The 20,617-nt window shown below is 38.6% G+C and carries 23 protein-coding genes; 6 read left to right on the forward strand and 17 right to left on the reverse strand.

The window, feature by feature from the left end; all coding sequences use genetic code 11:
- Window positions 1-2 precede the first annotated feature (2 nt).
- The gene (locus SB717_RS02935) at window positions 3-149 is read left to right on the forward strand and encodes a hypothetical protein (RefSeq protein WP_264133651.1); all 147 of its coding nucleotides are present in this window, start codon (window positions 3-5) and stop codon (window positions 147-149) included.
- A 75-nt stretch (window positions 150-224) separates the two neighbouring features.
- A complete protein-coding gene (locus SB717_RS02940) occupies window positions 225-389 on the forward strand; it encodes a hypothetical protein (protein WP_182004183.1) in 165 nt (54 codons plus the stop codon).
- Here SB717_RS02940 and SB717_RS02945 read toward each other — a convergent pair whose 3' ends face one another.
- The 8 genes from SB717_RS02945 to SB717_RS02980 all read right to left on the reverse strand — a co-directional run bounded on the left by SB717_RS02945 (window position 390) and on the right by SB717_RS02980 (window position 9,813).
- On the reverse strand, window positions 390-893 hold the full coding sequence (locus SB717_RS02945) for a methylated-DNA--[protein]-cysteine S-methyltransferase (RefSeq protein WP_410903162.1): 504 nt from the start codon (window positions 891-893) through the stop codon (window positions 390-392). It lies immediately after the preceding gene.
- Window positions 894-912: 19 nt separating this feature from the next.
- A complete protein-coding gene (locus tag SB717_RS02950; protein ID WP_410903163.1) occupies window positions 913-3,069 on the reverse strand; it encodes a PAS domain S-box protein in 2,157 nt (718 codons plus the stop codon).
- Window positions 3,070-3,326: 257 nt separating this feature from the next.
- On the reverse strand, window positions 3,327-4,040 hold the full coding sequence (locus SB717_RS02955) for a LutC/YkgG family protein (protein ID WP_410903164.1): 714 nt from the start codon (window positions 4,038-4,040) through the stop codon (window positions 3,327-3,329).
- Entirely contained in the window at window positions 4,018-5,457 is a 1,440-nt protein-coding gene (locus SB717_RS02960; RefSeq protein ID WP_074678543.1) for a LutB/LldF family L-lactate oxidation iron-sulfur protein, read from the reverse strand. The genes SB717_RS02955 and SB717_RS02960 overlap by 23 nt, the downstream gene beginning before the upstream one ends.
- A 17-nt stretch (window positions 5,458-5,474) precedes the next feature.
- On the reverse strand, window positions 5,475-6,194 hold the full coding sequence (locus SB717_RS02965) for a (Fe-S)-binding protein (protein WP_074679397.1): 720 nt from the start codon (window positions 6,192-6,194) through the stop codon (window positions 5,475-5,477).
- A 374-nt stretch (window positions 6,195-6,568) separates the two neighbouring features.
- On the reverse strand, window positions 6,569-7,399 hold the full coding sequence (gene nadE / locus SB717_RS02970) for an ammonia-dependent NAD(+) synthetase (protein ID WP_074678545.1): 831 nt from the start codon (window positions 7,397-7,399) through the stop codon (window positions 6,569-6,571).
- A gap of 35 nt (window positions 7,400-7,434) precedes the next feature.
- Entirely contained in the window at window positions 7,435-8,955 is a 1,521-nt protein-coding gene (locus SB717_RS02975) for a nicotinate phosphoribosyltransferase (RefSeq protein ID WP_074678547.1), read from the reverse strand.
- A 138-nt stretch (window positions 8,956-9,093) separates the two neighbouring features.
- Entirely contained in the window at window positions 9,094-9,813 is a 720-nt protein-coding gene (locus SB717_RS02980) for a FadR/GntR family transcriptional regulator (protein ID WP_014461089.1), read from the reverse strand.
- 193 nt (window positions 9,814-10,006) lie between these two features.
- Here SB717_RS02980 and SB717_RS02985 point away from each other — a divergent pair, with 193 nt between their 5' ends.
- Window positions 10,007-11,776 carry a B12-binding domain-containing radical SAM protein gene (locus SB717_RS02985; protein ID WP_410903165.1) on the forward strand — a complete coding sequence of 590 codons (1,770 nt, stop codon included), beginning with the start codon at window positions 10,007-10,009 and terminating at the stop codon, window positions 11,774-11,776.
- Between the two features lie 27 nt (window positions 11,777-11,803).
- Here SB717_RS02985 and SB717_RS02990 read toward each other — a convergent pair whose 3' ends face one another.
- The 7 genes from SB717_RS02990 to phaR form a co-directional block, all read right to left on the reverse strand.
- Window positions 11,804-11,977, reverse strand: coding sequence for a thiamine pyrophosphate-dependent enzyme (locus SB717_RS02990; protein ID WP_014461091.1), 174 nt, complete (start codon window positions 11,975-11,977; stop codon window positions 11,804-11,806).
- A 2-nt stretch (window positions 11,978-11,979) separates the two neighbouring features.
- A complete protein-coding gene (locus tag SB717_RS02995) occupies window positions 11,980-12,141 on the reverse strand; it encodes a hypothetical protein (RefSeq protein ID WP_013055942.1) in 162 nt (53 codons plus the stop codon).
- A 116-nt stretch (window positions 12,142-12,257) separates the two neighbouring features.
- Window positions 12,258-12,437 (reverse strand): hypothetical protein, encoded by a 180-nt coding sequence (locus SB717_RS03000; protein WP_410903166.1) that lies wholly within the window; start codon window positions 12,435-12,437, stop codon window positions 12,258-12,260.
- A gap of 131 nt (window positions 12,438-12,568) precedes the next feature.
- Window positions 12,569-13,945: a TrkH family potassium uptake protein gene (locus tag SB717_RS03005; RefSeq protein ID WP_410903167.1), complete on the reverse strand. Its 1,377-nt coding sequence runs from the start codon at window positions 13,943-13,945 to the stop codon at window positions 12,569-12,571.
- Window positions 13,946-14,216: 271 nt separating this feature from the next.
- Window positions 14,217-15,305, reverse strand: coding sequence for a class III poly(R)-hydroxyalkanoic acid synthase subunit PhaC (locus SB717_RS03010; protein ID WP_013055939.1), 1,089 nt, complete (start codon window positions 15,303-15,305; stop codon window positions 14,217-14,219).
- A 76-nt stretch (window positions 15,306-15,381) separates the two neighbouring features.
- Window positions 15,382-16,125 (reverse strand): acetoacetyl-CoA reductase, encoded by a 744-nt coding sequence (gene phbB / locus SB717_RS03015; protein ID WP_014461095.1) that lies wholly within the window; start codon window positions 16,123-16,125, stop codon window positions 15,382-15,384.
- Between the two features lie 81 nt (window positions 16,126-16,206).
- Window positions 16,207-16,806: a polyhydroxyalkanoic acid synthase subunit PhaR gene (gene phaR, locus SB717_RS03020; protein ID WP_028407873.1), complete on the reverse strand. Its 600-nt coding sequence runs from the start codon at window positions 16,804-16,806 to the stop codon at window positions 16,207-16,209.
- A gap of 392 nt (window positions 16,807-17,198) precedes the next feature.
- Between phaR and phaQ the strand changes: the two genes are divergently transcribed.
- The 3 genes from phaQ (at window position 17,199) to SB717_RS03035 (ending at window position 18,665) form a co-directional block, all read left to right on the forward strand.
- Window positions 17,199-17,639, forward strand: coding sequence for a poly-beta-hydroxybutyrate-responsive repressor (gene phaQ, locus SB717_RS03025; RefSeq protein ID WP_013055935.1), 441 nt, complete (start codon window positions 17,199-17,201; stop codon window positions 17,637-17,639).
- 172 nt (window positions 17,640-17,811) lie between these two features.
- The gene (gene phaP / locus SB717_RS03030) at window positions 17,812-18,324 is read left to right on the forward strand and encodes a polyhydroxyalkanoic acid inclusion protein PhaP (RefSeq protein ID WP_014461097.1); all 513 of its coding nucleotides are present in this window, start codon (window positions 17,812-17,814) and stop codon (window positions 18,322-18,324) included.
- A 143-nt stretch (window positions 18,325-18,467) separates the two neighbouring features.
- Window positions 18,468-18,665, forward strand: a complete 198-nt coding sequence (locus tag SB717_RS03035; RefSeq protein ID WP_013055933.1) for an alpha/beta-type small acid-soluble spore protein — start codon at window positions 18,468-18,470, stop codon at window positions 18,663-18,665.
- A gap of 52 nt (window positions 18,666-18,717) precedes the next feature.
- Here the strand turns inward: SB717_RS03035 and sigI are convergent, their stop codons facing one another.
- Together sigI and SB717_RS03045 are read right to left on the reverse strand one after the other, a co-directional pair.
- Window positions 18,718-19,428 (reverse strand): RNA polymerase sigma factor SigI, encoded by a 711-nt coding sequence (sigI, locus tag SB717_RS03040; protein WP_074678555.1) that lies wholly within the window; start codon window positions 19,426-19,428, stop codon window positions 18,718-18,720.
- A 364-nt stretch (window positions 19,429-19,792) separates the two neighbouring features.
- Window positions 19,793-20,608, reverse strand: coding sequence for a TerC family protein (locus tag SB717_RS03045; RefSeq protein WP_410903168.1), 816 nt, complete (start codon window positions 20,606-20,608; stop codon window positions 19,793-19,795).
- Window positions 20,609-20,617 lie beyond the last annotated feature (9 nt).

Raw genomic sequence — 20,617 nt, forward strand, 5'->3', positions numbered from 1 at the left:
GATTGGGGGGCATTGCACCGAAATCAATTGCGGTGTCACAAGCGGTTCAGCTCATGTATACGTATACAAATTGTTCATCTTTAGATGGCATTGATTTCGTTATGTCTCAAGCTCTTTTATTAAACAGCGCTTTTCGGCTGCATTTGTAACACAATTGTAACAGTACTCTCTTCTTTTTCTACATATATTATAGGGGATTTCTTTTAAATAAGGGAGGAGTAACTATGAGTTCAGAGCAAAAAGCGGATAAAAACAAAGCGCTGAATCGTAAGCAGCAATATCAGCTATTCGATTTATCTCAAGATGAAGAACTAAATTCCCTCCCTTCTCCTCAGCAAATTGACGGTGTTTTTGTGCAAGGAGAAGGCTGGAAATTAGACGGTGAATAGTTATTTTAACTCCAGAGCACCTTTTGCTACACTTCTTTCAAGCATTAATAACTTCTCTTTTATATGAGTTTGCGAGCCTGCATAACCTGTTAAAGCTCCATTTTTGCCAATCACACGGTGACAAGGCAAAATAATCGGCAGTGGATTTCGACGATTCGCTTGTCCCACAGCCCTTACGGCTTTAGAGCGATTAACAGACTCCGCTACCTCACTGTAAGACCACGTTTGTCCATAAGGTATATGCTCAAGTGTTAACCACACTTCTTTTTGGAAGTCTGTTCCTTTTATATCCAAAGGCAAATCAAATGTTAGCGTGCGCCCTGCAGCATAATCCTGCAGCTGTCGCTTCGCTTCTTTCACAAGGTGAAAGTTCTCGTCATGGACAAGTTTTTTAAGCTGCTCGTTGTGATCATCGCTATCAAACCAAAGATGTTGAACCCCTTTTTCCGAGGCTACAATATAAATTTTCAAATCAGAAAATAAATTCATTTCTCCATAGTACATACTTGCTTATCCTTTCTATTTAGGCTGGAAGAATAACACGAAAAGCTGTTCCTTCTCCTATTTTGCTTTCCACTTCAATTCGCCCTTTATGTTCTTCGATAATTTTATATGAGACCATCAAGCCGAGTCCCGTTCCTTTTTCTTTTGTCGTATAAAATGGTTCTCCTAAGCGCTTGATGCGCTCTTCGGGCATTCCGTCTCCTTGATCTCGAACGGAGACCGTCACGTAGTGCGGCTCTGTAGAGTAGACTTCAACAAAAATTCTTCCCCCGTTTGACGTGACCTCAATTGCATTTTTAATTACATTTATTAGTACTTGCTTAATTTGGTTCGGCTCGCAGTATACCATTGGCAGCTGAGGGGACACACTTAGTTCAAACTGAATATTTTCTAAAAGCGCTTGAGCATTTAATAAATCAATCGTTTCTTTAACAACCGCAGCTAGATTTTTCTTTTCAAACTTTACGGCCTGTGGCTTAGCGAGTACTAGAAACTCTGTAATAATGGTTTCGATTCTTTTTAATTCAGATTTAATAATATCAAAATAAAGAGAGTGATCTTCTTGAATGCTGCTTTCTAACAGCTGAACAAACCCTTTTAAAGCCGTCATCGGGTTGCGGATTTCATGCGCAATCCCAGCTGCTAACTGGCCGACTACTTGAAGCGTATCCGATTTTCGAATCTGCTCCTGCATTTGATTTCGTTCCGTTACGTCTCTTAAAAGCGTCATATATAGACCTGGCAAGATATCTTTTTTCGTAGAGAATTCGATATTTTTAACTTTTTCGTTCCCCGTAACGTACGTAATCTCTCCTTCAGCTTCCCCTTTTTGTTCGATCGTTTCTTTATGTTCAATGACCGCATCTAAATTCGCTGAAGAAATAAAATCCTCCATGGAGTGCGCACAAATCTCCTCTTTGGTGAGTTCTAGAATATCACAAAGAGAAGAATTCACATCAATAATATTTCGCTTGCCGTCCCATAAAACTAACCCGTCAATCGAGCCATTAAAGATTTGCCTGAATTTCTCTTCGTTATTCCGAAGCTCCTGTTCGATTTTTGTACGTTCACTGATGTTTCGAAAAATGGTTAAATGGTCTCCTTCTATAATGCCTTTTTTCCCTGTGAATTCCAACTGTTTGATTTCTCCATTTGGCATGTAAAAAGGAAGCTGATTGCGAATTTCTCCTTTTGTTTGAAACGTTTGAAGCACCTTTAACGCACTAAAGCTTTTTGTATCGATAAACGTATACAAATTGCTTCCAATTAATTTGTTTAACGGGAGCTCAAATGTACGTGAAGAAGCAAGATTAGCGTTCAAGATTTCACCATCGTCTTTCCAAATCAAGATCGCTTCAATCGCATTTTCAAAAATAGCCCTGAAATTTTTTTCGCTTCTCAGCAGCTGCTGTTCCATCAGCCGTTTTTCCGTCACGTCTCTCATAATGGACATATAGTATTGACTGTATATATTAGCTGTTGTGGTAAATTCAAAAAAAGTAACGTCTCCATTTTCGAGCCTGATCGGCAGCTCGCCGCTTGTCTTGCCTTCTTGATGCAGAGTTCTCCATAGTTTTTTTACCTTATAATGATAAGTAGGTTCTACAAGCTCCTCTAACGTTTTGGTTAGAAGCTGTGCTCTTGTATAATTTAATCGCTCGCAAAATGAAGGATTCGCGTCGATAAGCTGACCGGTTCGATCAAAAATGACAATTCCATCTACCGCTTCATTAAATACATCCATAAACATATGATGACTAATAAACCGTTCATTTTCCATCATCTTGTGCTGCGTAATATCTCGAAATGTACACACAATAATGCCCGACATGTGACTATGTTTGTGTGAAGTAAATTCAACATGTTTCATCATGCCGCTTCGAAGCGTCATCGCGCCTTCATATTTGAAATAGCTTTCTTCTAAAAGCGCTGGATAATACGCTTCAATCATGTCATACGGAAAATACATCAGAAAATCTTTCATTTGATACGTTAATAGCTCATCCTTTGTTTTTTCAAACAGCCCGCAGGCTGATTCATTTGCATTTATAACTTGAAAATACTCATCAAATACGACAATGGCATCTAATATGTCATTAAAAATAGCTCGTAGCTGCTGTAATTCACCTCGCTGATTTTGCTCAGCTTCAGATGTTAATTCTCTTTGTGGTGACATGCTCATTGCTCCTTTCTTTTGCACTTCCCATTTCCCCACCTTTTATCTATAGACTTAATATTCTACAAGATTTGCTTTTTACCTTTTTAAAATTAGCCACGTTTATTCAAAATGCGACATTTCTTCGCATTCTCCCGCTATTTAAAAATGGAGCAGATAAAACATATGCTCCACAGAACAAAGAAAACGAACCGTGAATCAAACATGTTGATTCACGGTTCGTTTTTCACTTCGGCTAAAATATTTTTGTCTCAGCCTCATCGATCATTCACTACAATATAAGTTGCTTGAATAGGTCCATGCACGCCAACTACTAAATTCATTTCAATATCGGCTGAATTGCTTGGCCCCGTAATAAAGTTAATGCAAGAAGCAATCGTTTCTCCTCGCTCTACTTTTTCATGAATCATTTCAGCGGCTTGTGTCATGCGAGGGACAATTGAGCTTTTAGGTATGATCGCAATATAAGTGGCGGGCAGCAAACTTACCGCTCGTCCTTTTGCAGCACTGCTAAACAAAACAACCGTTCCAGATTCCGCTAGCGTCAAATCACTGAACGTGATGCCGACATTTGCTTGTTCAGCTAGTTTAATATTCTCATCGCCTTTTACCGAATTCCATACATGAAGGCTACTGCTTGTTTCCCATTTCTCCATCAGCGGATTCAATCCATATTCGGAAAACCTAGGATCATTCCACGTGCAGACAAGACCATTTCCATAGTTCGCTACGGCTTCTTCAAGCGCAACTGGCAAGTGTTGTGATGATGTTTCTACATAGCGAGTATGAATACGTTCGCAATGGTTTTCAAGCTCTTTCTTTAGTTGATCCGGCGAATAGTTGCGATAGACCTCATGCTGAGGAGCATGCTTCCATTGTGGCTTTACTACGCCGCTTGTTCGCCTGCTTCGCTTAAGATTAGCTGCAATATTATCTAAAAAACTGTCTCTATTTTGAATGCTTCCGTTCATCATCATCACTCCTTTTATCAAACCAATCTCGTAAGCGCACTTTTGTAGGCGCCGGAAACTCTCTGCTTTCCGTCCACGCTTTTAATGGACCAGGCCCTTTGGAAATACTGCTTCCTGACATAAAAGGAGTAAGAGCTGCCGGTGCTACTTTAGCGCCCACTGTATATAGAGAAGAAGAAGCTGCCCCCAAGCCAAACGCTTTCATCGCCAGCTTTTCCGAAATAGGTGCTTTTCCTTCTTTTTCGACAATCCGCTGACGATGCTTGTGTAATAGCTCATGCAGCGGAATTTTGACCGGACAGGCATCCGTACAGGCTGCACATAGCGTTGATGCATACGGAAGCTCTTTGTAGTCTTCATAGCCTCCAAGCAAAGGAGATAATACAGCTCCAATCGGACCTGAATAAATAGATCCATATGAATGCCCTCCAATATGGCGATACACGGGACATACATTCACACATGCCGCACAGCGAATACACTGTAAAACAGATTGAAACTCAGTTCCTAAAATCGCAGATCGTCCGTTATCTACAATCACTAGGTGAAATTCTTCCGGTCCGTCTACTTCTCCTGGAAGTCTAGGCCCTGTAAGCGCTGTTACGTAACTTGTAAGCCGCTGACCTACTGCACTTCTAGTTAACAGGCTTACCAACACTTCAAACTCTTCAAACGTTGGCACAATTCTTTCCATTCCCATAACCGTAATCTGCGTTTTAGGAAGGGCAGTTGTTAACCTTGCATTTCCTTCATTGGTTACAAGCGAAATAGATCCAGATTCTGCAATCGCAAAATTACATCCCGTGATGCCAATATCTGCTGATAAAAATTCCTTTCTCAGCATTTCCCGGGCGTGAAGAGCTAGTTCTTCAGGTTTTTCTGTTTTTTTATACGAAAGCTTTTCCTGAAATACATCTCTAATTTGTTCTTTATTTTTATGAAGTGCAGGAGCTACGATATGAGAAGGCGGATCGTGATCATCGACTTGCAAAATATATTCTCCTAAGTCCGTTTCAATAACTTCACAGCCTAGTTCTTCTAAAGCAGCGTTCATATGAATTTCTTCTGTAACCATTGACTTGGATTTAACGACTTTCTTTGCCTGTTTTTGCCTCGCTACATTTTTTATGTACTCATTCGCTTCTTCAGCTGTTTGAGCGAAAAAAACGTGGCCTCCGCGTTTAGCTACATTATCAGTCAGCTGTTCTAAATAGTAATCTAGATTTTCAAGCGTATGCTGACGAATTTCTTCGCCAAGCGCTCTCCATTCTTCCCAGTTTCCTAACTCTTCTGCCGCATCTAATCTACGGCTTCTTAAGCGTTCTTGAGCACCTGAAACCGCAAAGCGCATAAACGCATTATTTACTCCATCATCCACGCGTTTTTTAAACTGATCGTTTCCTATTTTCATAGACATTCGGCATTCTCCTTTCTTTACATTCTGCTATTTAACACTTCAGCTATATGCATCACTTTTACAGGCTGTCCTTTTCGTTCAATTCTTCCTCCAATATTCATAAGACAGCCGCAGTCAGCTCCAATTAAGTACTCCGCGTTTGTCTTAGCTATACAGCCTACTTTTTCATCGACCATTTGTTCAGAGATTTGCCCCATTTTAACCGAAAACGTCCCGCCGAATCCGCAGCAGTTATGACTGTTTTCAAGGTTTTCCATTTCAAGACCCTTTACATTGTTTAATAGTGTAAAAGGTTCTTTTTTTACGTTTAGCAAACGCGTCATATGACAAGAAGAATGATAAGTGGCTTTACCATTTAAACTGGCTCCTACATCTTCAACTTTTAAAACGTTTACAATAAAATCCGTTAGCTCATACGTTTTATCAGCAAGCTTCACGGCAGGTTCATGCCATGCAGCATCACCTTCAAAAAGATGGGGATACTCTTTGAACATTGTCACACACGAGCCAGACGGAGATACAACGTACTCTGCATGTTCAAACGCTTTTATCATGTTTTTCATCGCTTCTTTTGATTCTTTTACGTAACCGCTGTTATATGCAGGCTGTCCGCAGCAAACTTGATTCTTTGGAAAATCCACTTCGCATCCTAATCGTTCTAATAATTCTACCGTCGCTTTTCCTACATTTGTTTGAAACATATCAATCAAACATGTGGCAAATAAAGATACTTTCATCATTTGCTCCCTCCAAGCTGATCATTTTACTCCTTTTAGTTAACAGGTCATCAGATGACTTAATGCTATTATACTCCTATGTTTTTCTAATTTCACTAGTTTTTCAAAAATACCTTTCTTTGTTTGCTATCTTTTTTTCATAAAAAGTAAGAGATTGAGACATAATTAAATCCTTTTAATCTAAAGACGAACAAGTTGGATAAATCATGTAATGTGGATTACTTGTTACATTGCGGTTGATTTCTGGGCAACTGCTAGAAGAAACGAAACACGTGAAACCTACGTTTGCCATATCATTAAAAAAATCCGAACGGTGAAGATTCTCCATCAAGAATCAAAGCCGTTCGGATCTTCTGTCTTAGCTTCTTACTTATTTATTTCCAAAAATCATCAAATACGGTGATTGGCAATTGGCGTTTATGCTGCGTTTTTAAGAAGTGACCTTCAATGATGTTACTTGCATGTTCACCTACATCTTTGCCTTCTAAATAATCGTCGATTTGCTCATACGTTACGCCAAGCGCTTCTTCATCCGGAAGCTGTGGACGATCTTCTTCCAAATCAGCCGTTGGTTTTTTCATATATAGATGCTCGGGACAGCCTAATTCTTTTAGCATTTGTTTTCCTTGTCGCTTGTTCAGACGGAAGATAGGAACTAAGTCAGCTCCTCCGTCACCAAATTTTGTATAAAATCCTGTAACAGCTTCAGCGGAGTGATCCGTTCCGAGTACGACTCCACTGTACATGCCTGCTACCGTATATTGTGCAATCATTCGTTCACGTGCTTTTACATTTCCTTTGTTGAAGTCGGAAACTTTATCCTCTGCCGCTTCTTCAACAGCAGAAAGCATCGCATCTACTGCTGGTTTTACGTTAATAGAAATAGATTTTGTTGGTTGAATAAAAGCAAGTGCATCTTGACAGTCTGCTTCATCTGCCTGCACACCGTATGGAAGACGAACAGCAATAAACTGATAGCGCTCTTCTCCGGCTTCTTCATTCAACTCATTAACCGCTAGCTGCGCCAGCTTTCCAGTTAAAGTAGAATCTTGACCGCCAGAAATACCTAGTACAAACGAACGTAGAAAAGGATATTTGTTCATGTAGGATTTCAGAAAATCAACGCTGCGGCGAATTTCTTCCACGGGATTAATTTCTTTTTGTACGTTCATTTCTTCAATAATTTGCTTTTGTAGCTCTTTCATAAAAAAACTCTCCTCTCATTACTAGCTGATGGGATCTACACAAGCACTGTATCAGATAGCAGCTTGCTTCTAGTTTCTTCGATATTTTGCATTTTGTTATCCCAGCAGTTTGTACTCAAGTCTACAGGGTACTCTGTAGGACGAAATACATCTTCGTTCGATTTTGTAATGACTTTGTAGTCATCCCATAGATGCTTTAAGTTTTGTAAGCAGTAGGCTCTCATTTCTTCAATTGTAGGCTGTTCATACACAAGCTTTCCCTGTGCAAAGATTGGCTGGTGAATTTTACGTGCGTTAAAGTTCGTGACAAACTTGCTGACGTGCGTATGAATAGGGTGAAACATTTTTAAATGCTGCTCTTCATTCGGCACTTCGTCTTGCATCGTAATATAATCGCCTTCCCATTTGTGATTCACTTGATTTACAATTCGGTATACCTCTTTTAGACCAGGAGTTGAAATTTTCTCTGGATTTTCTGACAGCTTAATCGTATCTACCATGTTTCCATGATCATCTTCAATCGAAACCAGCTTGTACACCGCTCCTAGCGCTGGCTGATCAAAGGATGTCATGAGTTTTGTTCCAACTCCCCATCCATCAATTTTGGCACCCTGCGCTTTCAAATCTAGAATGCTGTACTCATCGAGGTCATTCGAAGCGAAAATTTTCACATCATGATAGCCAGCTTCATCAAGCATTTTTCTTGCCTCTTGAGAAAGATATGGAAGTCTTCCGCTGTCTAATCGAATACCGATAAAATTAATTTGTTCTCCCATTTCTTTTGCTACTTTAATAGCATTTGGAATACCCGATTTTAACGTATTATATGTATCTACTAAAAAGATACAGTTACGGTGTGATTCGGCATACTTTTTAAACGCACTATATTCATCACGATAGACTTGAACAAGCGCATGAGCGTGAGTACCGGACACAGGAATTCCAAATACTTTCCCCGCTCTGACATTACTGGTTGCATCAAAGCCTCCAATATAAGCAGCTCTCGCTCCGTAAAATGCAGCATCCATCTCGTGTGCTCTTCTTGAGCCAAATTCCATAAGCTGATTCGTACCCGTATGCTCATATAAATTATCTTCTCCCGCGGCTAGGCGAATACGCGATGCTTTTGTCGCAATCAGCGGGTGGAAATTTAAAATATTTAAAAGCGGCGTTTCAATAAGCTGCGCTTCCGCTAAAGGAGCGTCAATTTGCAGCATCGGTTCATTAGCAAAAATCATTTCGCCTTCTACAACCGAACGAATATTGCCGCTAAACCGAACTTGTTTTAAATAGTCGATAAACTCTGCTTCATAATGTAATTCTTCATATAAATAATCTAAGTCCGTTTCGCTAAATCTGAAATTAGCAATAAAATCAATTACTCTTTCTAGCCCGGCAAACACCGCATAACCGCTTTCAAACGGCATCCGGCGAAAGTAAGCTTCGAATACAGAACGACGCTTATGAATGTGATCTTTAAAATACGTATGCGCCATATTCAGTTCGTATAGATCTGTATGCAAAGCTAAACTATCATCTCTATATTGCTTTTTCATACTTCGTAACCCTCCATTTGACAATCCTAGTTTCTATTATGTAAATCTTTTCACAATAGAGCAAGCATAAATTATCGGAAGGTGCTTGAATTTTAGTTTTTCTGTTGTTTAGGGCGCACTTTTCTACCTGAAATGGCGTTATTTTTCTTCCGGTATGTATTTCATTAACACATGTTCAACATTATCAAGATGACTCATCATAAAATGCTGAGCATCTTCTGCATGCTGAGAGAGAATAGCTTCATAAATTTGCTGATGCTCTTTATAAATCCGTTCAGCCGTTTTCTCTTCTGCATAAAGCCAGATGCGTCTTGTCTCTTTCATCGTTTCAATCATCATTTCTGATACGTTATTCATAAGCTTCACTAAAAGAGGGTTTTGCGAGGCTTTGGCAATAGCTAAATGAAAAGCAAAATCTGCTTTCTCTCCCAGCTCTTCATTGCCAAACGCTCCTTTCATTTGTTCTAGACTATCAGACAGCTGGTTGAGATCCGCATCCGTTCTCTTTTGAGCTGCTGCTCGAACAGCTCCAATTTCTAATACTTTTCTCACTTCAAGCAAATGTTCAATATCATTTTTATTCATTAATACAGCGCTAGTTACAGGCAAAGACAGCATGTCTGAGTTGAATTCCCGTACGAATGTGCCTTCTCCCTGCTTCATCTCGAGCAGCCCCATTGCCCGCAAAGCACTAAGAGCTTCGCGAATAGCTGAGCGCCCTACCTGAAAGTTTTCTGCCAGCTGCTGCACTGAATCCAAACGGTCTCCAGGTTTTAAACTGCCTTCTTTTATATTTTCAAGAAGCGTTTCGGCTACTTCTTCGTATATTTTTTTTGGCTTAATTCGCTTATATTCCACGTTTTCCACCTCATTTTTTTCGTTCACCAAGGTTCATATTAACCGAGACTCTTTCTTCTTTTACGTTTCTGTTACATTTTACCGAAATCTTTTCCCCTCCACAACAAAAGCGGCAAGGTATTTATACTTTATTTCTCAAATGTGCTAAAATAGTAAATTGATTTCATATTACGAGTTAAAAGGAGCTTTTTGAATGAACATTGTTGTCAGTACATTGAATGCGAAGTATATTCATACTTCTTTAGCCCTTCGATGTTTAAAAGCCTATGCCGAGCCTGACTATAAAGTGGATATGGCCGAATATACGATTAAAGATCCTGCTATGAACATTGTCACGGATTTATATAAACGCAACCCAGATATCATTGGTTTCAGCTGTTACATTTGGAATATTGAAGAAACGATTAAAGTCGCACAAATGCTAAAAAAGATCAATCCCGAGCTCATCATTATATTCGGCGGACCAGAAGTAACCTATGATGTAACTCACTGGCTAGAGCGTATTCCTGAAGCTGACTTTATCGCTATTGGTGAAGGAGAAGAAACATTCAAGCAGCTGTTGGACGAACTTCACGGAGAGCGTAAGTTTGAAAACGTAAGCGGCGTGGCTTTCCGAAAAGAAGAAAAACCAGTTGTAAACCCGCAGCGCAATAAAATTGATCTGCGCGAAATGCCTTCTCCTTTCCGTTTTGAAGAAGACCGCCAAGAACTTTCAAAACGCGTTGTATATATCGAAACAAGCCGCGGCTGTCCGTTTAGCTGTCAGTTCTGTCTCTCTTCTATTGAAGTAGGCGTTCGTTATTTCGATAGAGAAAAGGTAAAAGAAGATATTCGCTATTTGATGGATAACGGAGCGCGCACGATTAAGTTCGTAGACCGCACGTTCAACATCAGCCGCAGCTACGCCATGGAAATGTTCCAATTTTTAATTGATGAACATCGTGAAGGCACCGTATTTCAGTTTGAAATTACTGCCGATATTATGCGCCCAGAAGTTATTCAGTTCTTAAACGATCATGCGCCAAAAGGATTATTCCGCTTTGAAATTGGCGTTCAATCTACAAATGATGCTGTTAATGAACTAGTCAAACGCAAACAAAACTTTAAAAAGTTAACGCGTACCGTAACAATGGTAAAAGAAGGCGGAAAGATTGACCAGCATTTGGATTTAATCGCGGGTCTGCCAGACGAAGATTACAACTCATTTAAGAATACGTTTAATGATGTATTTGCACTTCGACCTGAAGAGCTTCAGCTAGGCTTTTTAAAAATGCTTCGCGGCACTGGCTTACGTTTAAGTGCGCCTCGCTATAATTATCAATACATGGATCAGTCGCCTTATGAAATTTTAAGCAATAACGTCTTGCCATTTTCAGATGTCGTACGCATCAAGCATGTAGAAGATATTTTAGAAAAGTTTTGGAATGACCACCGAATGGATGAAACGATCGAGTTTTTAGTAGAACACTGCTATGATACGCCTTTTGATTTCTTCCAAAACTTTGGGACGTATTGGGATGAAATGGGCTGGGTTCGAATCGGTCATCAGCTTGAAGATTTATTCAGACGCCTTAAACAGTATATTCAAACAGAAAGTTTTTCAAATGAAGAAGTAATTGAAGGGTTTATGAAAATTGATTATTTACAAAACCAAAAGCATAAGCCTCGTAAGCCTTGGTGGGACGATAAAGTAGAAAAACAAGTCCGCTCTCATTACTATCAGCAAATGCTTGCTAATCCTTCTATCATGGGACAGGCTTTTGAAGCTGAACAGCTTGCTGAAAAAGAATTATACAAGCACACTGTTTTAGAGATTCTTCCATTTGATTATATGTATTATAAACAAACGGGACAAATCAATGAACAACCATCTGTTCTTCTTGCTTATTATGATCAAAAAGCAAATGATACAAAACTTTATTCAGTACCTGTAGAAGCATTTGGTCTTCCAGTTGTAAGCTAAAACCTCGGATATCCGAGGTTTTTTTCTTTAGCATTCTTTTTTCTTTTCATGCTCTTTATCAGACTTTGTCTTTCCAAGGGATTCATATATTTTAGCTGCGTTCGGATCGCCCATTTCCGTTCCAAACTCTTCTTGCAGTAATTGTTTTTGTTTTGCTTCGGTGCTCGCGATGTGCTTATTATTTTGTTTATGTTTGCTCATCGTTACTTACCTTGCTTTCCTTTTTTAGAATTGCGATTCGCGCCTTTAGCCGGCTCCTCGCCGCCAGCATATTCAGCAGCAAATTCTGCATCTGAAAGGCTTTCTTTTGGTGTATTGTTGTTAGTTAGTGCTGATTTGTACCCTACTTTACGCTTTGCCATCATCTATCCCTCCTATGGTTGGAAGTCCCTTGAACTTCCTTTTCTTAGAATGCGCCTTTTGCTAAGCAATATAAGCAGAAAAAGCTGTAAAAAAGCAGTTGAAACATAACGAAATCACTTTACTCTAAATACGAACAACTAGGATAAATGAGTTGAACCGCTTGTGACACCGCTGTTGATTCCCGTGCAAGGCTTCGCTTTCCTCGGGCGGTCGATGAGCCTTCTCGTCGCTTACGCTCCTGCGGGGTCGCATCTTTTCCGCTTTCCCCGCAGGAGTCTTCGCCTCGCCCTCCAATCAACAGCTGGAAGCAGCTACATGAAACCTACGTTCACCATCATAATAAAAAAATCCGAACGAGTTTGATTCTTAATCAAGAAACAAACTCGTTCGGATCTTCCTTCAACTAACATATTTTTGTCTCAGCCTCTTTTATCCAATAATAATACGTTCTTTCGGATAGTGATAATCCGGTCCAGACGTTGGACGGCGAAGCATTAAGATAAATGAAAACATACCGATTCGGCCAATGAACATTAAAATCATAATAACGCATTTACCGATATCAGAAAGCCCTCCTGTAATTCCCATTGATAAACCGGTTGTCCCAAAAGCTGAACACACTTCAAAAATAAGCTCAATGAGAGAAAAATGTTCTGTAATACTTAAAATAAGAAGAGAAATGGAGCAAATGATTACAGCTAACATCGATACAGCTACTGATTTGATAATGTCATCTTCATGAATTTCGCGGCGAAAGATTTTAATCGTCTTATTTCCTCTTACGTAATAAAACAGGAAAAGAATATTTAATGCAAACGTCGTTGTACGAATTCCTCCTCCTACTGAGCTCGGTGAAGCCCCGATAAACATCATCGCGCTCATCATAATTAACGTAGGAAGCGAAAACTCATTAATATTCATGGTCGCCACTCCTCCGCTCCTTGTGGCAGCGGATTGGAAAAACGCATAAAAGAACGATTCATCCCAAGACTTATCTGCTAAAAATCCTGAATGCTCTAGCACAAGAATTAAAATTGTTCCTCCTGCTAACAGCAGAAAAAACATAATGGTTGTTAGCTTCGTAAATAGCGAAAATTGAAATTTACGCTTATCTTTAAAAGTTAAAAAATAGTGCTTAATCTCAATTAATACAGGGAATCCAATCGCTCCAAGCGTAATTAAAATAACGGTTACCACTTGTACAAAATAATCATGGGCATACGGAATAAATGAAGATCCTGTAATATCGAAGCCGGCATTTGTAGTAGCGCTGACAGAAGCAAAGAACCCATGCAAAAACGCATCTGTCCAGCTCGAATAATAACGGAGAAAATGTAATCCTAAAATAATGGCGCCAACTAGTTCAATAGCAAAAATAATAAATAAAATATTTCTCATCAAGTCAACTAATCCTGATAAGCGGGACTGGTTATGATCTGTCATAATAAGCTGACGTTCCTTCAAACCAATTTTCTTACCTAAAATCATCCAAATGAATGTACTGAGTGTCATCACACCAATACCACCGATTTGAAAAATAAAAGCGAGCAAAAAATAGCCTGTCGTACTAAACGTATCCGGAGTAGAGACAGGTGTCAGCCCTGTTACACTTACCGCACTGACGGCAATAAATAAGCGATCAATAAATGCTAACTTCACTCCCGGCTTTAAAGCTTCTGGAATACTAAGCAATAGAAATCCAAGCGTAACAGCCACTATGTAAAATGTAACAATAATTTGAGCTGAAGACATCTGCCTTACTCGTCGTTTCCATGGTTGCGGCATAATCTGACATTCCTTTTTCATTATAATACTAATAGTTTTCTTCTTTCTTCCCAAAGCATACTCATTGTTACACGGATCGCAATATCCATGAAAAAAATCCCATGTTCAAGAAGGTGACTACATTAGTATAAAAGAAGTCACTTCACTTGTCATTAGATATCATAAATCCAAGCAGCCCGCATAAAGAACCTTCACTCAATATTGCCTGTTTACACAAAAAAACGAACCACTAATATTAGTGGTTCGTTTTTCACTTTGGCTAAAATACTTTTGTCCCAGCCTCGTTTTTATTTTATTTAGAGCGCTTTTCTAGCCAATCGCCGATTGAAGGATATGTTTCCTTCACTGCTTTTGGACCAAATACAACAGATACGTGACCTGTTTGCAGTAATTTATATTCTTTATCTTCACTTGAAACAGCGTCCATTAAAGCTGCCACTTGATGCGGCATCGCAATATGATCACGGCTAGCAGCAATGTTTAAAATATTAGCTTTAATATTTTTTAAGTCTACCTTGCGTCCGCGAACTTCAAGTTCACCATTAATTAATTTATTTTGTTGATAGAAGTCGCGAATCCACTGACGATAAGCTTCGCCAGCAAATGGGATTCCATCAGCAACCCACTTTTGCATGAGCTTCCAGCTTTCAACAAAACGCTGATTTTCTGAACGATCCACTAGCGTTACATATGGACCGTAGAAATTCGTGATTGGCTTTAACATCTTGTTTCCAAAGTCAATCATCTCTGGAGGGATGTTTCCGAATGTATCTACTGCTTTATCTAAATTAAAGTAGCGATCGTCTAGGAATGCTCCGTATAAACCTGTATCCGAAAAATCAAATGGACTTGTCATAAAAATTAAGTTTTTAATCGGCAAGTCTTCATTTAATGCAGCAAAAATAGATGTCATAGTTCCGCCCATGCAGTAACCAAGAACAGACAAATCAGGAGATTTAGAAGTGCGCAGCACCTTTTTCGCCGCTTTTGGAATATAATCCACAATATAATCATCTAGCTTCATATTGCTGTCTTCAAGTCCAGGAGTTCCCCAGTCAAGTAAATACACGTCAAAACCGCGGTTTAATAAGTATTCAACAAGGCTGTTTCCAGGTGTTAAATCTAAAATATACGGTTTATTAATCAGTGCATATACGAGTAAAATTGGTGTTTTATGCAGGTTATCTTTTACTGGCGTATAGCGATATAATTTCGCTTTATTCTTTTTCCAAATAACCTCTTTTGGTGTTAATCCAACTTCCGGTTCCGCTTCTGTTGTCATAATTTCATATGCACGCTTAAAACGTCTTGCAGAACTTTTATATTCACTTGGCATTGATTTGATTAGTTTTTCCCACTCTTGCACGTAAGGAATTGCCACGAATATACACACCCTTTCATTTCATTAGTAGTTAGTTAACAAGCACAGCCCCGACAAAAGTCAGGGCCAGCATCTATTACATGTATAAGCCGCCGTTAATGTTTAACTGTTGTCCTGTAATGTACGCGCCGTCTTTTGCTAAGTAAACAACTCCGCGTGCAATTTCTTCAGCGTGGCCTAAGCGACGAGTTGGGATTTTTGCTACAACTTTTGCACGAACTTCTTCCGGCATTGCCATTACCATTTCCGTCTCAATAAATCCTGGGCAAATTGCATTAACCGTTACGCCTGACTTAGCTAGTTCAAGAGCTAATGATTTAGTGAATCCTAGCATACCTGCTTTAGCAGCTGAGTAGTTTGTTTGACCAAATCCGCCCGCTTGACCAATAATTGATGAAATATTGATAACACGACCGCCTTCAGATTCTAAAAGGTGCGTTAGCGCAGCTGATGTTGTGTTGTATACGCTATGTAAGTTTACATCAATTACTTTTTTCCAATCTTCTTCACCTAACTTCTTGAATGAACGGTCGCGCGTAATTCCAGCATTGTTTACTAGAATGTCTAATTGACCAAACGCAGCTTTTGTTTCTTCGATTAGGTGTTTTGCTTGATCTACATAAGACACATCAGCTTGAACCGCAATAGCTTCTCCGCCGTTGTCTTTAATTTCTTTTACAATTGCTTCTGCAGATTCTTTACTGCTGTTATAGTTTACTGCTACTTTTACTCCATTAGAAGCAAGCTCACGTGTAATTGCTGCCCCGATACCTTTAGATCCGCCTGTTACGATTGCTACTTTACCTTGTAATGTTGTCATGAAAAATTTCCCCCTTGCTTCTTCAGCGATGATTTTTACTGTAAATACAGCAGTTAATGTTGTTATAAAAGCCCATATACCTTACTTGCGAGCCGGTTGCTCAGTTTTTTGAGCGTTTGATGGTTTTGCTTCAGATTTAGCTTCTGCCTTTGGCTTTTCAGCTAATTTTTCTTGTTTTTCTAACAGCTGAGCCTGAAGCTGCTCACCTTGAGTTTTAATTTGTTGTTGAATAGTTTCTTTTAACTCGTCTTGTGTTTTTTGCTGCCCTTCAAGAAGAGATAAAACTTTGTCGAGTTTTTTGTCTAACGATTTGACATCAGATTTCAGCTTAGTGACATCTTTTTTCAAAGCGGATGCACTTTCTTGCTGTGCTTCTAATTCATCAAAACGATCGTCAAATTGCTCTTCTAATAATTCTACTTTTTCTTCCACATTGATGACTAATGACGCAACGTTTGCTACATCTTCTTTTGTGGGTACATTTACTTGGTGCAGATAGCGCCCCGTTACTTCATTTACTGCTTGTTGATATTGAAGGTTCATATTTAGCACATTTCCCATGAGCTGGGAAAATTCTTCACGATTCATATTGTCCCCAATAACTTTACCCCAGTAAGATTCGGTTTTGTCATATACGTCTTTCCATGCTTGAAACGGATCAAATACTTTTTGCTGTTCCAAAACTCCATCTCCTTTCTTGTGTACGTTAAAAGTGATGGCTTTCAATATGGACACTTAATGTGACAAGCGACATATTAGAAGCTCTAAGTAAACGCAACCAATTTTGCGTTTATTTATTGGATAATGTAAATCTTTTCACAATTCACTTACCAACAAATTATAAATGTTATAAAAATTACCTACATGTACTATTATAAATTCGTTTTCCAAAATAAACAATTCTAAATCTTTGTTTATTTTTGAATTTTTTTGACGCTTTTTGTCGAAATTCAAAAAATCGTTCTTTTTTCCTGTATTTGAAAGACCTCTTTTAAAGTGTTGACAATTTTTTCATCTAGGTGTAAATTACACATATAGAAAACAAATTCTCTTTTTTCGAAGGGGTGATTACCTTGGGATCAAGTGAAAAAGATAACACCTCTAATTCAAACAACTTAGAAAAATCGATTAGCGGTGCACCAAAAAACTTGATGGTTCCTTTTCTTCTTTTAAGTTTAAGAGGTTGGAATCTACATGGTTACAAGCTCATTCAGCAACTAATGAGCTTTGGATTCACATCAGTTGATCAAGGAAATGTCTACCGCACGCTGAGACAGCTTGAAAAAGACAACTTGATTACATCGCAATGGGATACGTCAGCTGAAGGACCTGCACGCCGGATTTATTCATTAACAGATGCCGGTGAACAATATTTAAGCATGTGGGCTAATTCACTTGAACAGTATCAAAACATGTTAGATTCATTTTTTCACATGTATACCGACATGTTGTTCCCTTTTAGCTCTTCTTCTTCTAAAAAGTCAAAAGAATCAAAAGAGGAAGAAAACGATTAAAGGGATTCACGCAGTACATCTGCGTTTCCTAATATAATGTTAAATAAATTTCACGGTCAACCAGCGAGCGCGGAATGTTAGGTTTATTACACAACTACGAATTTCTTCTTTAACGTTTTGTTCATTACAATAACTGTTCGCCAGACCAAATTATTCAAGGAGGAATTTGATTATGTCAACAGTAAAGTATGATACAGTAATTGATGCAATGTGGGAACAATGGACAAAGGGGTTACAAAACATTGCAGACGGAAACAAACAAATTGAGCAATGGACGTTAAAAGCACTTGAGCAACAGCAAGAATTTGTAACAAAAGCAGTTGAACAACTTCAAGCAACAGACAAACAGTGGAAAGCTGAATTAGAAGATCTTCAACAAAAAACAGTTGAAAACTTACGTAAAACAGCTGGAAACGCTGTTGCCGATTCTTATGAAGAATGGACAAACCGCACGCATGAAGCATTAAATAAATTACAAGAGCTTTCTCTTAACCAAAGCAAATCAAGCTATTCTTTAGTAAAGCAAGCTCAAGAACAATATCATCAAGTAGTAACACAATTAGTAGAAGAGCAAAAGAAAACGCGCCAAGAGTTCCAACACGTATCTGATGCATACGTAGAGCAAGTTAAATCTCTTCAAAAATCATTTGCTCAGTCTCTTGAGCAATATGCGGTTGTAAAATAATATATAAAAAAGCCCAGCTTCTTTGAAAGCTGGGCTTTTTTATACTTTCTTGCAAACCATTACCAGTATGCAAAACAGTAAACAACAAATAATACAGGTACAGCAGTGAACTGCTGTACAACTAAAAAAGGAGATGACTAATCATGGCTAGAACAAATAAACTATTAACACCAGGAGTAGAACAATTTTTAGATCAATATAAATACGAAATCGCTCAAGAATTTGGGGTAACTCTAGGTTCTGACACTGCTGCACGCAGCAACGGTTCAGTAGGCGGAGAAATCACAAAACGCTTGGTGCAACAAGCTCAAGCTCACTTAAGCGGCAGCACACAAAAATAAAACATAACTTCATAACATGGCTAAAAAAAAGGCACCTGCGTGTGCCTTTTTCTTACATAATATAGTCTTTTAAATATACATAGTCCCCGGCTAATATAATAACCATCGCGATGATATATTTACGGTTTCTTTCAATTGTTTTCCGGCTCACCTTGACATGTTTTTCAATCAAGCGAATAGGAAGCTGCCGCTTTAAAAACAGCTTATCTTTTAATTCTTTTTCGTTGACGATAAAAGATGCAACTTCCACTGCATTTCCCCTTGCATCCTTATGTTTAGGAGACGTGTTAATAATGTCTTCAAGAGTTAATTTAAACAATTTTAGCGTCTGACAAAAATAAGTCATTTCCTCTTGAATATATGAAGTTTCACTTTGCCTCTTATAGTTAGAAAGCGATATATCTCTTTCTACCTTACCTTGAATGAAACCTTCATTTTCAATTCGGTTATAGAGCAGCGTTTGGTTTCGCTTCTCTTTTCGAATATAGTCGATAACTCTTCTTTTAATAATCAGTTCCGCAAATGTAAGAAGAGATCGTCCTTTTTGGATTGTGTAATTTTCAATGGCTTCATTAAACGCAATCAGACCAATGCTAAATTCATCGTCAGCTTCACTTATATAACGTTTACATACAGCTGAAACAACTTTAGCAATAAACGGTTTATATTGTTGAATCATTTCATTATGTAATTGTTTATCCCCTTGCTGAATCGTCAGTACAAGCGTTTCAAGCGATGGAGGCGTTTGAACTTTTGTGAGCATTGGCTTCACCTCTTTTACTATACTCAGTTGCTTTATACCATGCTACTATCCATTCTTTTGATGACGAACAGGGTAAAGAAGCGCTCTACTCCTTTTAATTTCTATTTATTATAACCCATAATAGCTCAATTTTACCAATTAACATACATTTGAAATATATGTTCATGAACTGAAATAAATTTCATTGAACTGAATTATCCAACGCTGTCTCTGTTCTTTACAGAATATGAACGAAAAAGCAAAACATTCGGATATACAGCAATTAAACATCAGTTAGTTCTTTTACCCTTTTTCAAAACGATTTAAACTAGGTATTTTATCTTAATATACAAAAAAACGCGCATTAAAAGCGCGTTTTTTTGTATTACTGATTTTCAATTTTCTTTAAGGCGTCTTTTTCTTTCTCTGAACCTTCAAGAACAGTTTGTTCTTTATTTTTAGATAGAAACCAGCCTAAAGCTGCTATGCCAAGTAACACAACCCAAAACGCAATTTTCCATACTTTTGATTCAGGGAAGTGTGCATCAATAATACCTAACTCCGGATGAGCAAGAGTGTAAACTGCTAGCTTAACCCCTACCCAGCCTACGATAGCAAAAGCCGCCGTTTCTAGCCCCGGGCGTGTATTTAATAGCTTAACGAACCAAGTTGCAGCAAAGCGCATAATGATTAATCCCATAATTCCTCCGACAAAGATCACTAAGAATTGTCCGCCATCGAGTCCGCCAATTTTAGGAAGATTTGTTGTTGGCAACGTAACAGCAAGAGCCACAGCAGCCAAAATTGAATCAACCGCAAAAGCAATGTCCGCTACTTCTACTTTTAAAACCGTCATCCAGAAACCTGAGCCCTTTTTTCCTTCCGCTTCTTTTATTTTTTCATAATCGCTTTTTTTCACATATCGCTTCACAATATGATTAATGGAAATGAACAATAAGTAAATGGCTCCTATGGCTTGAAGCTGCCATACATCTACCAAAAATGAAATCAAAAACAATGAACCGAATCTAAAAATAAAGGCACCGGCTAATCCATAAAACAATGCCTTCTTGCGTTTTTCTTCCGGTAAATGTTTGACCATAATGGCCATCACAAGAGCATTATCCGCGGCCAAAATTCCTTCTAATGCGACCAGCACTAGCAACACCCATCCATATTCTAACAAAATCGATGCATCCATAAAAATCCC

The sequence above is a fragment of the Priestia sp. SIMBA_032 genome (assembly GCF_046535215.1).
GTDB classification, from domain to species: Bacteria; Bacillota; Bacilli; order Bacillales; family Bacillaceae_H; genus Priestia; species Priestia aryabhattai.

Bases quoted from the DNA above. Each gene is read 5' to 3' on its own strand.
- SB717_RS02950 (WP_410903163.1), bottom strand. From the start codon at position 3,069: ATGTCACCACAAAGAGAATTAACATCTGAAGCTGAGCAAAATCAGCGA.
- SB717_RS02985 (WP_410903165.1), top strand. From the start codon at position 10,007: ATGAACATTGTTGTCAGTACATTGAATGCGAAGTATATTCATACTTCT.
- SB717_RS03035 (WP_013055933.1), top strand. From the start codon at position 18,468: ATGGCTAGAACAAATAAACTATTAACACCAGGAGTAGAACAATTTTTA.
- sigI (WP_074678555.1), bottom strand. From the start codon at position 19,428: ATGCTCACAAAAGTTCAAACGCCTCCATCGCTTGAAACGCTTGTACTG.
- SB717_RS03005 (WP_410903167.1), bottom strand. From the start codon at position 13,945: ATGAAAAAGGAATGTCAGATTATGCCGCAACCATGGAAACGACGAGTA.
- SB717_RS02960 (WP_074678543.1), bottom strand. From the start codon at position 5,457: ATGTCTATGAAAATAGGAAACGATCAGTTTAAAAAACGCGTGGATGAT.
- SB717_RS02990 (WP_014461091.1), bottom strand. From the start codon at position 11,977: ATGAGCAAACATAAACAAAATAATAAGCACATCGCGAGCACCGAAGCA.
- SB717_RS02995 (WP_013055942.1), bottom strand. From the start codon at position 12,141: ATGATGGCAAAGCGTAAAGTAGGGTACAAATCAGCACTAACTAACAAC.
- phaP (WP_014461097.1), top strand. From the start codon at position 17,812: ATGTCAACAGTAAAGTATGATACAGTAATTGATGCAATGTGGGAACAA.
- SB717_RS02940 (WP_182004183.1), top strand. From the start codon at position 225: ATGAGTTCAGAGCAAAAAGCGGATAAAAACAAAGCGCTGAATCGTAAG.
- nadE (WP_074678545.1), bottom strand. From the start codon at position 7,399: ATGAAAGAGCTACAAAAGCAAATTATTGAAGAAATGAACGTACAAAAA.
- SB717_RS02965 (WP_074679397.1), bottom strand. From the start codon at position 6,194: ATGAAAGTATCTTTATTTGCCACATGTTTGATTGATATGTTTCAAACA.
- phbB (WP_014461095.1), bottom strand. From the start codon at position 16,125: ATGACAACATTACAAGGTAAAGTAGCAATCGTAACAGGCGGATCTAAA.
- SB717_RS02975 (WP_074678547.1), bottom strand. From the start codon at position 8,955: ATGAAAAAGCAATATAGAGATGATAGTTTAGCTTTGCATACAGATCTA.
- SB717_RS03045 (WP_410903168.1), bottom strand. From the start codon at position 20,608: ATGGATGCATCGATTTTGTTAGAATATGGATGGGTGTTGCTAGTGCTG.
- SB717_RS02945 (WP_410903162.1), bottom strand. From the start codon at position 893: ATGTACTATGGAGAAATGAATTTATTTTCTGATTTGAAAATTTATATT.
- SB717_RS02955 (WP_410903164.1), bottom strand. From the start codon at position 4,040: ATGAACGGAAGCATTCAAAATAGAGACAGTTTTTTAGATAATATTGCA.